Annotated in this window: 19 protein-coding genes, 1 tRNA gene and 1 rRNA gene; 20 read left to right on the top strand and 1 reads right to left on the bottom strand. The window is 45.7% G+C overall.

Annotated features, from left to right (window positions below):
- From F3H20_RS19300 to F3H20_RS19255, 12 genes are all read left to right on the top strand, one after another.
- A partial coding sequence (locus F3H20_RS19300) for a transposase (protein ID WP_188128405.1) occupies positions 1 to 189 on the top strand: 189 nt, incomplete at its 5' end.
- A 211-nt stretch (positions 190 to 400) separates the two neighbouring features.
- On the top strand, positions 401 to 1,039 hold the full coding sequence (locus F3H20_RS19295) for a nitroreductase family protein (protein WP_149736478.1): 639 nt from the start codon (positions 401 to 403) through the stop codon (positions 1,037 to 1,039).
- A gap of 489 nt (positions 1,040 to 1,528) precedes the next feature.
- Positions 1,529 to 1,771, top strand: coding sequence for a hypothetical protein (locus F3H20_RS19290; protein ID WP_149736477.1), 243 nt, complete (start codon positions 1,529 to 1,531; stop codon positions 1,769 to 1,771).
- A 417-nt stretch (positions 1,772 to 2,188) separates the two neighbouring features.
- Positions 2,189 to 2,719, top strand: coding sequence for a TlpA family protein disulfide reductase (locus F3H20_RS19285; RefSeq protein ID WP_149736476.1), 531 nt, complete (start codon positions 2,189 to 2,191; stop codon positions 2,717 to 2,719).
- A gap of 8 nt (positions 2,720 to 2,727) precedes the next feature.
- A complete protein-coding gene (locus F3H20_RS19280) occupies positions 2,728 to 3,423 on the top strand; it encodes a cytochrome c biogenesis CcdA family protein (protein WP_149736475.1) in 696 nt (231 codons plus the stop codon).
- Positions 3,424 to 3,898: 475 nt separating this feature from the next.
- The gene (locus F3H20_RS19275) at positions 3,899 to 4,528 is read left to right on the top strand and encodes a flavodoxin family protein (RefSeq protein ID WP_149736474.1); all 630 of its coding nucleotides are present in this window, start codon (positions 3,899 to 3,901) and stop codon (positions 4,526 to 4,528) included.
- 129 nt (positions 4,529 to 4,657) lie between these two features.
- Positions 4,658 to 5,002, top strand: coding sequence for a hypothetical protein (locus F3H20_RS19270; RefSeq protein WP_149736473.1), 345 nt, complete (start codon positions 4,658 to 4,660; stop codon positions 5,000 to 5,002).
- Positions 5,003 to 5,378: 376 nt separating this feature from the next.
- Positions 5,379 to 5,501: a hypothetical protein gene (locus F3H20_RS20330; protein ID WP_262501644.1), complete on the top strand. Its 123-nt coding sequence runs from the start codon at positions 5,379 to 5,381 to the stop codon at positions 5,499 to 5,501.
- Positions 5,502 to 5,671: 170 nt separating this feature from the next.
- On the top strand, positions 5,672 to 5,845 hold the full coding sequence (locus F3H20_RS20055; RefSeq protein WP_188128426.1) for a hypothetical protein: 174 nt from the start codon (positions 5,672 to 5,674) through the stop codon (positions 5,843 to 5,845).
- 4 nt (positions 5,846 to 5,849) lie between these two features.
- Entirely contained in the window at positions 5,850 to 6,542 is a 693-nt protein-coding gene (locus F3H20_RS19265) for a hypothetical protein (RefSeq protein ID WP_149736472.1), read from the top strand.
- Positions 6,543 to 6,696: 154 nt separating this feature from the next.
- A complete protein-coding gene (locus F3H20_RS19260; protein WP_149736471.1) occupies positions 6,697 to 7,554 on the top strand; it encodes a YitT family protein in 858 nt (285 codons plus the stop codon).
- A gap of 125 nt (positions 7,555 to 7,679) precedes the next feature.
- Positions 7,680 to 9,155, top strand: a complete 1,476-nt coding sequence (locus F3H20_RS19255) for a methyl-accepting chemotaxis protein (RefSeq protein ID WP_149736470.1) — start codon at positions 7,680 to 7,682, stop codon at positions 9,153 to 9,155.
- A gap of 244 nt (positions 9,156 to 9,399) precedes the next feature.
- Here F3H20_RS19255 and F3H20_RS19250 read toward each other — a convergent pair whose 3' ends face one another.
- On the bottom strand, positions 9,400 to 10,014 hold the full coding sequence (locus tag F3H20_RS19250) for an HAD family hydrolase (protein WP_149736469.1): 615 nt from the start codon (positions 10,012 to 10,014) through the stop codon (positions 9,400 to 9,402).
- Between the two features lie 195 nt (positions 10,015 to 10,209).
- Between F3H20_RS19250 and F3H20_RS19245 the strand changes: the two genes are divergently transcribed.
- The 8 genes from F3H20_RS19245 to F3H20_RS19215 form a co-directional block, all read left to right on the top strand.
- Complete coding sequence (locus F3H20_RS19245; protein WP_149736468.1) at positions 10,210 to 10,527, top strand: hypothetical protein; 318 nt, start codon at positions 10,210 to 10,212, stop codon at positions 10,525 to 10,527.
- A 120-nt stretch (positions 10,528 to 10,647) separates the two neighbouring features.
- On the top strand, positions 10,648 to 10,998 hold the full coding sequence (locus F3H20_RS19240) for a L,D-transpeptidase (protein ID WP_149736467.1): 351 nt from the start codon (positions 10,648 to 10,650) through the stop codon (positions 10,996 to 10,998).
- A gap of 147 nt (positions 10,999 to 11,145) precedes the next feature.
- Positions 11,146 to 11,319 carry a hypothetical protein gene (locus F3H20_RS20050; protein WP_188128425.1) on the top strand — a complete coding sequence of 58 codons (174 nt, stop codon included), beginning with the start codon at positions 11,146 to 11,148 and terminating at the stop codon, positions 11,317 to 11,319.
- Between the two features lie 705 nt (positions 11,320 to 12,024).
- Positions 12,025 to 12,198, top strand: coding sequence for an aspartyl-phosphate phosphatase Spo0E family protein (locus tag F3H20_RS19235; protein WP_149736466.1), 174 nt, complete (start codon positions 12,025 to 12,027; stop codon positions 12,196 to 12,198).
- Between the two features lie 110 nt (positions 12,199 to 12,308).
- The gene (locus tag F3H20_RS19230) at positions 12,309 to 12,665 is read left to right on the top strand and encodes a hypothetical protein (RefSeq protein WP_149736465.1); all 357 of its coding nucleotides are present in this window, start codon (positions 12,309 to 12,311) and stop codon (positions 12,663 to 12,665) included.
- A 225-nt stretch (positions 12,666 to 12,890) separates the two neighbouring features.
- Positions 12,891 to 13,478, top strand: a complete 588-nt coding sequence (locus F3H20_RS19225) for a peptidoglycan recognition protein family protein (RefSeq protein ID WP_149736464.1) — start codon at positions 12,891 to 12,893, stop codon at positions 13,476 to 13,478.
- A gap of 334 nt (positions 13,479 to 13,812) precedes the next feature.
- Positions 13,813 to 13,887: transfer RNA gene (locus F3H20_RS19220), tRNA-Gly, on the top strand.
- 139 nt (positions 13,888 to 14,026) lie between these two features.
- Positions 14,027 to 14,307: ribosomal RNA gene (locus F3H20_RS19215) — 16S ribosomal RNA — on the top strand; the annotation flags it as partial.

Below are 14,307 nucleotides of genomic sequence, written 5' to 3'. Positions count from 1 at the left end.
AATTTAAAATATAAGTATGGAAACAGGCATTTTTGGTGCAAAGGATATTTTGTGGATACGGTGGGACGAAACAAAGAGGCAATAGCAAAATATATCCGAGAGCAGTTACAAGAAGATATAATTGTCGACCAGCTAAGTTTGAAGGAATTGACAGACCCGTTTACGGGTGAGCCCGTGAAAAAGTCATAAAAAGAGCCCCTTTAGGGGCTGACTGAAAAGGTTATGCGGTTGGCGGACTTTTTCAGTGAGTCTTGAGACTCAGCTAGTACCTTGCCCTTATAGGGCGTAATCAAGCCACCCGTTTTACGGGTGGTCCTGACTTTCTGGCTGTGTTCGTATTGCGTATTGTTTCTTGTTTCAGGGGCATAATTTCGGATAAAAGAAATGGAGCTAATGTAAAATGTTTGATAACATCAACGAACAACATAGTAAAGCATTAGACGATATTGTGAAAGCCCGCCGCACGGTAAGAGCATTTAGTCCTGATGCACCAAGGAAAGAAGACATTAAATCAGTAATCCAAGCAGGTTTAATTGCTCCTTTCGGAGCATTAGCAGTTGCTGGCAAATCTGATTTCAGAAAGGTAATAGTTATTCCAAATTCTTCGACAGCTAATGTAACAGCAGCAAGTATTATACAAAGCCGATTCCGTCAATTTGCTGACGAACTGGAAAAAAAGATCGGTTTAGCTCCTTTTGTTCAAAATCTTAGACGAGTTGCTCAACAAGGTGTTCCCGGCATAGGTAATGCACCTTACTATATAGTAGTTGGTGAAAGAAAAGGGACCCCACCCGTCGCCGCTCAATCCATTAGTTATTGCTTGCACACTATGTGGCTGAAAGCGACGTCTCTCGGTATTGGCTTTCAACTTGTAAGCGCAACTATACAGATGGATAGCGACCCCGAATTCTGTAAATTACTAGGCTTATCTTGTGGGGATTATGCTCTTGACGGATGTGCGTTAGGCTATCCCGCGGAGAATTACGAACCACCACATGTTGACTATCCAGTTTATGATAAATCAGTAGCCTGGCTATAGGTTATGAAAGAGGAGTAGGCCGTTGTTGAACAGTCTACTCCTCTTTTGTTCGAGATCATGCTAATAAAATGGATTTATTAATAAGCAATATAAAATGTGAACGCAGCCTATTTTTTGACCGTTGCCCAATCCGCTGCCAAGGTGCGGTTTGAAGGGACTATAACAGAAATAACAAATTAAGATATTATTTAAACTTACCATCCAAACGTTTAAGGGCCTCTCTTTTTTCTTCGGGGATTGAAGTGAAAATAGATTTCTTCGTGGATAGGGACAAGACTATTCAAACCTAATAACATAGAGTGCCAGGGTACCGCCCTGTAATGCGGAAGCTGCAAGGCTGCAGTCACTTATTACCTTCGTTGTTTATTCTACTGCACCGGCAGGGTTTGTTGAATGTTTGTCGTATTCTTATGAAATAATTAAATTGGACGAGTAGGCTTTATTAACGGGCCCTATTTTTGTCTATGAGTCTTGGGGGTGGAGGCAATTATGAAAGAGGAAATATTACCGGTTCAACCAGTTAAAAGTGTAAAAAGGATCAGGCCTACCAGACCGGTAAAACTAAAGAACCGCTTGCGCTATCGTTCAAAGCTGAGAAAGAATTTGCCGGAGACGGTTTTTACTGAGGAACCTGCTGAGTCACAACCGAGTGCAAATGCTGCAGATAATTTTCACAATACGGCTCACAAAAACCCCGAGCATAGGGGAGAACGTATTGATTACACGATATAAATAAGAGCAATAATATACTTATTCCTGCCGGCCACGAATAAGCGTTTGCTATTCTGTTAAGAAAATAGCAAATTCCTGACCTATCTACAACGTCTGGATTGGTAAGCTGGTTATTAACCCAAGCATATCAAATGCAACGTCCGTTTACAAACTATGAAAAACGCTTATAGTATGATTCATAATCAGTAGGTTCACGGTTCGGTTCCCTGGCGGGCAACGGTAAAATTCAGGTGTATTAAAGACTCCGTTTTCTTTGATACATCTTTTTATTTTTTTCTTTATGCTAACGTTTGTTTATCCTGCTGCCTAAGCGATTTGGTGTAATAGGCTTTTGAGTTTCTAACTGCATACAAAATGTCTGCAGGGAATAGGGAATTAGTGACGAAGGCTTTGAAAATATCACGAGGAGGGATTATCTTGCGTAAATGGAAATGGATTGTTGTTATGATCGTTGCGGTGCTTGGCGCTTATGGCTTGTTTAGCATTAATCAGCCGCAGGCTGTTCCTGGCAAACAACAAGCAGTGCAATCGGGAACGGGAGTAACCATTGGCAAGGTGGCTCCGGCCTTTAAACTGGACAGTTTGGCGGGAAAGACGGTCGAGGTTGGCGGTGGCGGACAGCTTTATGTAATTAATTTTTGGGCCACTTGGTGTCCGCCCTGCCGGGCCGAACTTCCTGAGTTGGTTCGCTTCGCTCAATCCTATAACGGCAAAGTACAGTTTTACGCGGTTAATCTACAGGAATCGAAGGAGCAAGTCGGTGATTTTTTACGGCAGCAGGGCTATGAACTGCCGGTACTACTCGATAAGGATGGAACGGTCGCGAAGCTGTTTAAGGTGACTGCCATTCCGACCACGCTAGTGGTTGATTCGCAGGGCATTATCCGCTACCGTAAGAGTGGCGGGGTTACGTTCAGCGAATTGGAAACGGTTATAAAGGGACTGTAGGTGAAGGTATGGAACAGGTTACTTTGCTAAGTAGTTTTTTTGCCGGGCTGCTATCATTTGCATCCCCTTGTGTATTGCCTTTGCTGCCGGCCTTTTCAGCGATGCTGGCGGGAACGGCTAACGGAGAGAAGATAAACTTTCGCCGGTTATATGTGAATGCTTTTTGTTTTTTTACTGGTTTTTCCCTGGTCTTTGTCCTTATGGGTGCAACGGCATCATTACTGGGACAATGGTTTTTTGATTATCAGGAAAAAATCCGACAAGCAGGGGCCTTGGTGATTATCCTGATGGGACTTCAACTGTCGGGAATTATCCGGATTGCTTCGCTGGAACGGGAGTACCGGCCGTTTTTGTCCCGTCCTTTCCGGGGGCCGTTTGGCGCCCTGCTGTTGGGGATAGCCTTTACTGCCGGTTGGACCCCTTGTATTGGCCCGATTCTTACAGCCATTTTATTGTATGCTGGCCAAACAGCTACGGTTGGCGCAGGGATAGCTTTGTTGCTGGCCTACGCCATGGGCTTTGCCCTGCCGTTTTTTCTGCTGGTTACGGTGTTAAGAAAGTATGCATTACGTGTACGGGGGCTGTATGAATCACTGCCCTTAGTGCAGCGAACAGCAGGCTATTTACTGGTGTTGACCGGTATTCTAATCTGGCTGGATTGGGTGGAAAAGGGGATAGGCCTTCTTTGGTCGTTTTTTTTATAAAAAGAAGTTTGTATGATTTTTTTAAGCCGGTTTATTTTATAAAACCTTGATAATCCTGCGTTCTATGACGAAAATCGGGCGGTATACTGAAATGCTCTATGGTGATCCAGTACTTTTGAATACCGTCTGGAAGCGGGGCCAGGGCTCGAATATTGGCTTTGTCGCCAGTACCCTGCCTGGGGCAGACGCATAGGATAAGGAGAGAAGGGCTAATTGGCGGCGAAGGAGGTCGGGCTATGAGCGGGCAGGGCAGGTGGCGGTCACCCGGCGGCAGCTGGGTTTTTATTATCATCGTTCTTTTTCTTGCTTTCTCTTTACACGGAAACCAGGCAGCTTCAGGAACAACTTCCGGCGAGACGGACTGACAACGGCACCTTCCCTGGTGGAAGGTGATTTTTTTACCTAAGATTATTAGAAAACGAAACGGCCTTGCTGATATAATAAAAGAATAGGCAGAATAAGGGAGGGTGTAAGGATGAAAGTATTATTGGTTAATGGAAGTCCCAAAGCACAGGGCTGTACATACACGGCTTTGAGCGAAGTCAGGAAAGAGCTGGATGCCGCTAATGTGGAAACAGAGCTGCTTCATGTGGGAGTAAATCCAATCCGTGGCTGCATGGCTTGCGGCGGGTGTTCCAGGGATGATGCGGGAAAATGTGTGTTTCCCGATGGGCCGGTCAATGAACTTATTGAAAAGGCTAAGCAGGCGGATGGTTTTGTCTTTGGTTCTCCGGTTCATTACGCCGCAGCCTCCGGACAGCTTACGTCCTTGTTGGATCGGGCTTTTTTTGCGGGAAAAAGCGTATTCCGATATAAACCCGGCGCTGCCATTGTAAGCTGTCGCCGCGGCGGCGCAACCGCCGCCTTTGAGCAATTGAACAAGTATTTTACCATTTCTCATATGCCGATTGTTTCTTCGCAATACTGGAACATGGTGCATGGCAATACGCCGGAGGAGGTCCAGCAGGATCTGGAGGGGATGCAGACTATGCGGCTTTTGGGTAAAAATATGGCTTGGCTGTTGTATTCCCTGCAGGCAGGCAAGGCGGCAGGCATTGCACTGCCAGAGCAGGAGCCCAGAGAAATAACGAATTTTATACGGTAAACCGTACACGTAAGAACCGGGTAACAGCGGCGGCAGAACAGTCGTCCGGATGTTGCCCGGTTTTTGGCTTGTCATAAAGCCGGTGGTCCAAGCATATGCTTTGGTATCAGCAGGTGGAGGCGAGATAAGTTGTTTGAGTATTCTTTTGCGTTTGAGATCATTAAAGGGGTATGTGATTATATTCGGGAAAAAAAGTGCCAAAGGAAAATGGAACGGATAGAAGGCTATATGGCCGAGTCGAGAAATTGCATGATCGAACTGCGCCGGTATATGGAAATGAATTCGCTGGAATTGGGCTATAGCTTGTTGTGTGATCTACAAACACAGGAAAGGGAGAGGCTGCGGGATCTGCGGCAAAAGTTAATTCATCTGGGCGAACTTGAACTGGCAGAGGAAGTAAATTATCTGATTGAGGAAGACTGCCGGTTGCCGGAGAATTCGTTTGTTATTTTACGAAGTTATTTGGGCTATTAGGGAGCACCCGGTAATAGGACTTTCTTTATCTGAATGGAATATTCTTTGTTATAGATAAAGGAGGCGAGCCAATGGCTAACTGTAATGAAAAAAACTGCAACTGTACGAATACTGCCTGCGAGAGGCATGGCAAGTGCTGTCTTTGCATCAATTTTCACCGGGAGAAGGGAAGCAAGGTATTCTGTATGCGGGATAAAAAGTAACGGGAAGTAAGTGGCTGCCGGCAACGGCAGTTTTTTTTTGTCGGATTCCGGCTCTTATAACAAGCGGTGATTGACGGGATTTTCCACCGCGCCCTTGTAACATCGTTTCGCTGCAAACCATAGGATATAAGGGTATATACATACCACAATATGTGAAGAGGAGCTGATTTTACATGGGTTTTGGCGGATGTGGCTACGGAAACGGCTTTGGCCGCAGTTGGATTATCATTATCATCATTATTATTTTACTGTTGTTCTGCTGCTGTGACGACAACGGTCCTTCCTATACTTGCTAGAGCAGCCATGGCGGCAGCCTGTGTGTGGGATACGCTGTACACAGGGTACGTCAATTGCTGATCTAAAGAAGGAAACCCCGCTTCGGATCATTCCGGGCGGGGTCTTTCTTTAGGTCTCCGCAAACACCTTTGTTAACATAAATTCATAGACTGATAGGGGAGGGATAAATATGACAAATTGGTTAGTCCGGATTGGCAATTGGTTTCTTGGCAAGGCGGAGGAAGTGGAACAACTGGATAGTGCGATGAAGGCTATCGTCAATCAACAGACAAAACGGGCTTTTTATCTGGGGGCCGGTGTGGGAATTGTGGTGACAGCCGGACTGGTTCGGTTGCTGGGGTGAAGTAATGGAGTTTATTAAGCTGCATTGGAAGACAATTGCCGGAGTAGTGGTGGCCCTGGCTCTGGGGTTTTATATCTATTCGCTGGAAGGAAGGGTCCGGGAGGCAGAGGAACAGAAACAAAAAGCACTCGTCTTAAGCCAGCAGCAAGCGATGAATGCCAATGTGCTGCAGAATATGCTGGATTTAAATAAGCAGAATGCGGCGATGCTGGCCTCGTTTATCGCCAAAGTCCAGCAGGGGCAGGTTCAGCCGGTAACCAATTTTACCGTGACGGCGGCTACGCCGTCGGAAGCAGCCAGTCAGGTGGCTGAAAAAATTAATCGCCAGGATCCGACGCTGCCGCCGGAGGCATTGGAAAAAACCGATAATACCATAGTCAGTGTAAAAAAACTTACCGACGCCGAAAAGCTGGCGACGCAAACTGCCAATAAAACGAAGCAGGAAGCCGGACAGACGGCAGTTAATGAAGAATACGGAGTTGCGGTCTACAAAAATAATAATTACCGGAACTGGTATATTGGCACCGGTGTGGGCTGGCACGACGGCGACCACTATGTGCCGGTAAGCCTCCAGCGTAATTTCAGCAAAGATGCCGCCTTGGAATGGGAAGCACATTTGGATGGGGATATGAATGTTAAGGGCGGGGAAATTAAATATAAGCGAGCAGTCAATAAGTTATTTTTTGGGCTGTTCTGAAGGTTGTACCCTTAAACCTGCAGAGGCCAATTTATCACCTTGCCGGGCGGGGTGATTTTTTTTATTTTGGAAAAATGTGATATTATAGAAGGGGAGGCAGTTAGCAAGGTTTACTGCTGTACAATAAAATAAAAAAGTAAAGAGAGGTTTTTGCATGACAAAAAAACATCGATTATTACAATACTTTAGGAAGTACCTTTTGTTGTTCATTGGTTCCATTATCTACGCAGCCGGTCTGGAGATTTTTTTAGTACCGAATAATGTGATCGACGGAGGGGTAGTCGGCATTGCCATTATGGCAAGCCACCTGACAGGACTGCCCTTTTGGGTGTTTCTGGTCGTGATTAATATTCCGTTCGTTTATTTGGGCTATAAGCAGATTGGCAAGACGTTTACGATAGCTACTCTATTTTCTATTCTGTCCCTGTCTTATTGGAGTAATATTTTTCTGCCGGTTCCCGGGTTAACTGAGGATCTGTTTTTAGCTTCCGTATACGGCGGTGTTATTTTGGGGATCGGCGTTGGCCTGATTGTCCGGTATGGCGGTTCTCTGGATGGCTCAGAGATAGTTGCCATCTTAATGGACAAACGGTCCAGCTTTTCCGTCGGTGAGATTGTGTTGATTATCAATCTGTTCATTTTGACCGGCGCAGGTTTGGTCTTTGGCTGGGACCGGGCGATGTATTCCTTATTCACCTATTTTATTGCTTCCAAGGTAATTGATATTACCATTGAAGGGCTGGATGAGTCGAAAGCGGTGATTATCGTGTCCGAGCAGTCGGCAGCTATAACCAGTGCGCTGATGGACCGGCTTGGCCGGGGAGTCACCATTTTGCGCGGAGAAGGCGCTTATAGCGGTGATGCGAAAAATATTCTTTATACAGTGATTACCCGGCTGGAGGTTGCCAAACTAAAAGCGATTATTGAGGAAATCGATGAAAAGGCCTTCGTCACCATCAATGATGTACATGATGTGTTTGGGGGCACCTTTAAGAAAAAAGCAATTCACTAACAGTTTATACACGAAGCAAAGAAATGGCGGTTTAAAAAGGATTTTGTCGGGATATGGACGAATAAAATTATTTACGGTACAATAATCGTGCTTTTGCTCAGGTTTGTGTTATAGGGGGATGAAATATGAGTTTTTTTAAGAAAGCGCCATGTCATGAGGCTCTTTGCATTATTCAGAATGTGGAAGACCGTTTAAAAGGCAAGCCGGTTGACCTGCTTCAGGTGGATTACCCCATTCATCAAAGGATGCTTAAACAGTTTGATAAGCTTTTTGAAAGCGAACGGAAAATGTCGGTGAACTCCAAAAAAATGATTGGTATCGTACCTAAATTAAGTGAGTTCGATATAAGAATGACTCACGAATCGAACCGGTTAACGGCGTTTGCGCAGGACATGACGACGTTAAGTGAATCCAATCTGGCCATTGTGGAAGAGATTACAGCCAGCATGAATGATGTCAATGATACCATTAAGCATGCTTCGGAGACGATGGAGCATTTGTCGACGGCTTCGCGGGGGCTAATTGAGAAGAATGACGAAAGCATGGCGCAGCTTGGTGAGATACAGGAGCTAAAGGAGGAAGTTATCCGGGATACGGCCATTATGCAGGAGCAGATTGAGCATTTGACGGAAATGGCTGCCAAGGTTAGTGAGATTGTAAACGGTGTGGAAGCCATCGCGGCGGAAACAAATCTACTGGCGTTGAATGCCTCGATTGAAGCGGCTCGAGCCGGCGAATTCGGGCGGGGTTTTGCTGTGGTCGCCAATGAAATCAGAAAGCTGGCCGACAATACAAAAATGAACCTGGATGATATGCGGGTCTTTGTAAATAACATTCATCAGGCGGCCAATGATAGCCGGGAGAGCCTGGATAATACGCTGCGTTCTACCAGCGGCATGAATGAAAAACTGGACAGCGTTGCCGGCACCATACAGGGAAATGTAGCCATGCTGAAGGATACGGTCGCGGATATCGATGATGTAGCAGGTTCAATGAAACAGGTGCATGAAGCGGCGCAGCAGGTAAATCAGGCGATGACCTATTCCGCCCGGGATGCGGAAAAACTGCACAGCATGACCCAGAGCATACATGATGATGCCATTATGAGCGCAGAAAATGCAAAGCAGCTATCTGTGATTGATAATGAACTGAGTGAAATGGTCCGGGATATGATCCTGTCGCTAAATGGCGGTGTCCATGCCATTTCTAACGACGATCTGACGGAGACGCTGACCAAAGCCAAGGTTGCTCATGGGAACTGGATGAAGAATTTGAAACGAATTGTTGATGAAATGAAGTCTTACCCGATTCAGATAGATTCAAAGCGTTGTGCTTTCGGTCATTTTTATCATGCTATTCAGCTGACTCATCCCGATATAAATAAAGAGTGGCAGGCCATCGACGGCGTACATCATGAGTTGCACGATATGGGCAGTAAGGTGCTGGACGCTGTGGCAAGGCAGGCCGCCGGCGAAGCCAATAGCCTGTATGAAAGGGCGGAAGGGCTATCAAAACAGATATTTATTCATATTGATAATACTATCCGGGAAATTAAAAGAAAATCAGATGCGGGTATCGAGCTTTTACAAAGTAATTCATGATAATATTTTCGGTTTGTCATATATTTGTCATAAATATCCTCTATAGTAAAAGTTGTCCACCATGCAATACAGTCTGGCAGAGTTGCTGCTGCCGGACGAAAACCTAATAGAGGGTCATCCTCTATTAACAATATTCTCATACTCCTCTGTTGTGGTCCCTCTATGTCAAGATAGGGGGACATTTTTTGCAGGGGTGACCGGTTTATAAACAAAGGCGAGCTTGCCTGATCAAGCTCGCCTTTGCTTATAGTAAAGTTAAAATCTCATGGGGTTTTTGGAAGATGTGAGTAGCCGGTAAATCAGGTGTTTTACTACCCCAAAGTGCCAAGCCGAAATCCAGGCCGGCTTGACCGGCACAGCGCTGGTCATAGGCGGTATCGCCGATATATAACGCTGTTTCAGGCCGGAAGCCGGAAAGCTCGAGGTATTTTAAAAGTGGTTCGGGATGGGGTTTATGCTTTGTTGTGTCGTCGGCGCAAACAATGAAAGATAGATATTTCATTAACCCAAAAGGAACAAAATCCTTTGTTAGTTCGGCTTTTGTTTTGGAGGTCACAATGCCTGTGGGAATATGACGGGCAACCAACTCGGACAATACCGCCTCAATGCCGGTGAAGACGGTGATTGTATGAAAATAGTCGTTCATATAATCGTCCCATTTGGCTAGGGCCTGCTCTTTGTCGCGGACAGCCAGCTTTTCTAACGCGGTCATGCCTGGAATGCCCAAGGCAAAATGTAATTCTTCGCAGGCATACTGTTTTTGGCAGCTTTCGCTAAGGACTCTCTGCAGTGCCAGCAAGATGGCCTGCTCCGTATCAATCAGGGTGCCATCCACATCAAAGATGACCGTTGCATACATGAAGATGCCTCCTTCTTCCTGCCCGGGGGGCCTTGCGGGAAGCTTGGCTGCCGGGACAGGGGTTATACTACTTATATTATAGGGGAAAAGGAAAAAGGAAGGCCAGAAAATTATAAAAGAAACTGAGTTTATTCTGTCACAAAGATGTAACATTTGCCAATTATACTTAAGTCATCAAATCAAGGAGGGATTCCCATGAACAAGGTCGCTAAAAAAATTATTATTTATTCTATGGTAGGTATCATGCAAATCGGTTTCGGCGCATCCGTACTTGAAGCTTCTCCCCGGCACGATGATGGTGATAGAAGGTATCGTTATGAAGAAAGGCAGCACGAACGGGATCGAAGGATCAGAGAAGAAAATCAACGTTATGAAAGAGAAATGCAACGAAGACATAACGAAGAAGAACGGGAATGGCGTGACCGTCAGGAACGGGAGAAAGAGCACCATGAGGAAGTTATGAGAACATTGGGTGGATTGGCCCTGCTGGCGGTAATTCTACATAATAACTAATTGATAGCCTCCGGCGCTGCCCGGAGGCTTCTTCCTGTTATGAGAAGCCGATAGCAACGAGATAAACCTTCACCCGGACTGTCTGTTTTGCATACAGTATAGGGAAGGGAGGATAAATAAGTGAACCATTTTATTGTTATCAATCTCGCGACAGGGAGTCTTTTTTACTTTGAAGGAAATCAACTGCTGGGACGATATACCGTAGCAATCGGCCGGCCGGCTACGCCGACGCCGCCGGGTACCTATCAAATCAATGAAAAGGAGATATTACCTGTTCCGGAGCCTGGCGGTGCGGATCTGGGGTCTCGCCGGCTGATTCTGTCGTCGGCTAAGACCTGTGTACATGGCTCCTGGCATGGCCCGGTGATGGGACAAGTTTCCGGTGGCTGTGTCAGGATGCGCAACGAAGATATTGAAGAATTGTTTCCCAAGGTGGAGGTCGGCACGCCGGTTATTATGATTGGCGAATAACCGTCAGATAGTCTGTTTTTGAAAATCAACCCGTTCCACCCAGCGGCGGAGCGGGTTGATTACTGACAAGAAAGAATTTCGCCGAAACGTTTACCAAATCGATAAAGTTTACATAGTATATAAAAAGAGCGGGAGGAGGTGTCTTCTATGGAACGCTGCCCATACTGCGGCCTTGATTTGTCACGCTCACCCCGGATTATCATTGCTGCCGGCGGTTGGGGTGCTCCCTGGGGTTGGGGAGGATGGTATCCATGGTGGCATGGTGGCTGGGGCCATGGTGGTTGGGGACATGGCTGGTGGCGGAAGCGGTATTACCGTTAGGCGGTTTTTAGGATGTAAAGAAAGTTGTGCAGACTACGTAAGCGGTATTACTGCTTTAGACCGGTTAAAAATGGTTTCTCATTACCGGTAAACGATGAAGGCTTCTGCAATAAAATTTGCAGAAGCCAAATTTTTTTATCAGGAAGTGCGCCGGAGGAATGACAAAAATTTACATGTAGAGGCTGATATAATAGCAAGTGCTGCGGCAACAGATGAGACAAAGGGGGATTAGTTGTGCTGACGGATGTAGTATATGGATTGATTTCCATTGGAATAATAACGGCAAGTTCGATTCTTTGTATATATTTTAAGCTGCCATAGGCGCTTTGATTATTCATAAAGGGGTGAAGGCGATGAATACTGAATGGACCCATCCGATTATCATTTTCACAGGGCTGTTACTGCTCTATACCATCGGAGTTTCCGTTATATCTCTGTTTAGCCATTAAACAAGCTAAACAGACTAAGACGTGCCGCTTACGTAAGGTAAGCGGTTTTAATTATTGCCATCCTTCCAGCTTGGGGGAAGCCTAAATAACTTTTTTGGTTGAGGGCATACTATGTGCTGGAAAACTAGTGGTCTGTTTAAGATGCAAAATCAATTGGCAGGAATTATTCTGCAAGGCAAGTCATGCCGAACAATACCTGAAAAGTAATTGCAGTTGCAAATTGGATGGACCATTGGAGGATGAGAGGTGATCTCCAATGAGCAGTTTACGGGAAATTGAAAACAAGATTCAGGAACTGCGGGCTCAGCTTTATGAAATTGCCCGCGGCAGAGAGTTTACTGATCCGGAAGTCATAAAAGCGAGCCAAAAGCTTGATCAGGTACTTAATGAATATGAAAAATTTTTTAAAAGGAAAATGAGTGAGAAATAATGCCGGGAACCTGACTAACTTAAACATAAAATAATAGACAGTCGGACGATCATAATTCTGTCATAAATTCCAATTATACTCAAATTAAAGAAAGCAGGGAGGGAACAGCTATGAGGGGAATTGGCAAGAAAGTGGTAGTCTGGTCACTGGTAGGAATGCTGCAAATTGGGTTTGGTGCTTCGGTCATTGAAGCGTCACCGCTTCAGAATGGAGTTCTGCCGGCCCAACAATATGGCCGACATGATCAAGACAGGGAACGGCACGACCGGGAACGCTTGGAAAGAGAGCGCCATGAACAGGAACGGCGGGAAAACGAAAGACATGAAAGGGAAATGAGACGCCGCCCGCATGAAAGCCGGAAAGAGTGGCATCAAAGACAGCAGCGTGAAATGGAACGCCATAGAAGAGCGATGGAAGACATTCGTGCTGGCAGATATATAATACATCCGGGTTTTGGCCGTCCATAGGACGGCTTTTCTATTTGCCGAGAGGAGTCTGTTTCGGATGAGTAAAAAGTGACAAAGGATTATTGATTAGGACTTGGTGAAGCCAAGTCCTTTTTTGTTTAGGCAGGTGGCGGTAGTTGTAAACAAGAGGTTAGACGGAAGGTAAAAATGTGCCGTGCCGTTTTTGGTAAAAGAGTAAGGACCGTGTGGCCGGCAGCAGCATAAACATAATAAGGAGGGATAAATATGCGGTTGATTACTTTGGAAGAACTTCGTCAAGAGGCCTTAAAGGCCAAAACAGACTTATGGTCAGCAGCACGGGGGCTGAATAGGGATGTGAAGCTCTACCTGCACTGGAGTGCCGGTCACTATGGGCAATTTTTCGACGACTATCACATTAATATTGATTCTGACGGCAGTGTTTACATGAGTTCCGGGACATTAGCCACTGTAAAGTCGCATACCTATAAGCGCAACAGTGGTTCGGTGGGGATTTCACTGGCCTGCGCATATAATGCCACTACCAGTAATTTGGGCAGTGAGCCGCCTACGGCGCTCCAAATTGAAGCCATGGCGCAGGTTATAGCCGTACTATGCCGTACGCTTGACTTAACTGTTGATCTATGCCGGGTTATGACCCATGCCGAGGCGGCGAACAATTTGGACGGATTAAACCCAGGCTATGCCGATAACGGGTATCCAGATGGCCGATATGGTCCGGGTTATAGTTGCGAACGTTGGGACTTATGGTTTTTTAAAGGGGTGGCTCAAGGCGAAGGCGGCAATGTGCTGCGCGGCAAGGCCATATGGTACCAGCAAAATGGTTTAGGATAACCTCTGCGGATAAGGCCGGCAACTTTGCTGGCCTTATCCGTTTTAACGTAATAAACAGTGTAATAATAATGGAAGATACATAAATATGAATAATAGTGAAAAACTTTTTAAAAGATATTTGACATAAGCATATAGCTATGCTATTATATAAAAGTCGCCTCACCCAGAAACAATAATTTCCATAAAAAATATTGTTGACATAACTGAGGGAGTTCGATATAATAATAAAGCCGTCGAGAGATGGCGAGTGGACGTGTTCCTTGAAAACTAAACAATGTAAGAATCATACGCCAGATGTGCGGTGCTTTTAGAAAGCACAAACATTTGTTAAGGTGCGGAAGTAGCTCAGTGGTAGAGCATCGCCTTGCCAAGGCGAGGGTCGCGAGTTCGAATCTCGTTTTCCGCTCCAATATATAACGAATGCAAATAATTCTTTAAACAATTATAGAGCCATCAAAAGGCTCCATCAAATGGGAAGTCACTACCGGACCTTGAACTTTTGTCTGTGTATACAGAAGAGAAAGAGAGAGGTTTATGGACGACATACTTTTATGGAGAGTTTGATCCTGGCTCAGGACGAACGCTGGCGGCGTGCCTAACACATGCAAGTCGAACGGTCTGGTGTTTAACACCAAACGCTACATGCTAACCGGGGAATTACAATTGAGCCGCGTCTTATGAACGAGCGAAGCGAGTTCATCACGCATCTTCAAAAGTGACTAACCGGAAACGTAAGAGCGATTGGTGTTGAACGCCAGGTAGTGGCGAACGGGTGAGTAACGCGTAAACAACCTGCCTCATAGATGGGGACAACACCGCGAAAGTGGTG

The organism is Propionispora hippei DSM 15287 (assembly GCF_900141835.1).
Taxonomy (GTDB): domain Bacteria; phylum Bacillota; class Negativicutes; order Propionisporales; family Propionisporaceae; genus Propionispora; species Propionispora hippei.
The sequence above is the reverse complement of the archived record's forward strand: the minus strand, read 5'-3'. Positions and strand labels throughout refer to the sequence as shown.

Bases quoted from the DNA above. Each gene is read 5' to 3' on its own strand.
- F3H20_RS20330 (WP_262501644.1), top strand. From the start codon at position 5,379: ATGGGTTTTGGCGGATGTGGCTACGGAAACGGCTTTGGCCGCAGTTGG.
- F3H20_RS20055 (WP_188128426.1), top strand. From the start codon at position 5,672: ATGACAAATTGGTTAGTCCGGATTGGCAATTGGTTTCTTGGCAAGGCG.
- F3H20_RS19235 (WP_149736466.1), top strand. From the start codon at position 12,025: ATGAGCAGTTTACGGGAAATTGAAAACAAGATTCAGGAACTGCGGGCT.
- F3H20_RS19280 (WP_149736475.1), top strand. From the start codon at position 2,728: ATGGAACAGGTTACTTTGCTAAGTAGTTTTTTTGCCGGGCTGCTATCA.
- F3H20_RS19255 (WP_149736470.1), top strand. From the start codon at position 7,680: ATGAGTTTTTTTAAGAAAGCGCCATGTCATGAGGCTCTTTGCATTATT.
- F3H20_RS19250 (WP_149736469.1), bottom strand. From the start codon at position 10,014: ATGTATGCAACGGTCATCTTTGATGTGGATGGCACCCTGATTGATACG.
- F3H20_RS19295 (WP_149736478.1), top strand. From the start codon at position 401: ATGTTTGATAACATCAACGAACAACATAGTAAAGCATTAGACGATATT.
- F3H20_RS19265 (WP_149736472.1), top strand. From the start codon at position 5,850: ATGGAGTTTATTAAGCTGCATTGGAAGACAATTGCCGGAGTAGTGGTG.
- F3H20_RS19230 (WP_149736465.1), top strand. From the start codon at position 12,309: ATGAGGGGAATTGGCAAGAAAGTGGTAGTCTGGTCACTGGTAGGAATG.
- F3H20_RS19245 (WP_149736468.1), top strand. From the start codon at position 10,210: ATGAACAAGGTCGCTAAAAAAATTATTATTTATTCTATGGTAGGTATC.
- F3H20_RS19290 (WP_149736477.1), top strand. From the start codon at position 1,529: ATGAAAGAGGAAATATTACCGGTTCAACCAGTTAAAAGTGTAAAAAGG.
- F3H20_RS19260 (WP_149736471.1), top strand. From the start codon at position 6,697: ATGACAAAAAAACATCGATTATTACAATACTTTAGGAAGTACCTTTTG.
- F3H20_RS19275 (WP_149736474.1), top strand. From the start codon at position 3,899: ATGAAAGTATTATTGGTTAATGGAAGTCCCAAAGCACAGGGCTGTACA.
- F3H20_RS19225 (WP_149736464.1), top strand. From the start codon at position 12,891: ATGCGGTTGATTACTTTGGAAGAACTTCGTCAAGAGGCCTTAAAGGCC.
- F3H20_RS20050 (WP_188128425.1), top strand. From the start codon at position 11,146: ATGGAACGCTGCCCATACTGCGGCCTTGATTTGTCACGCTCACCCCGG.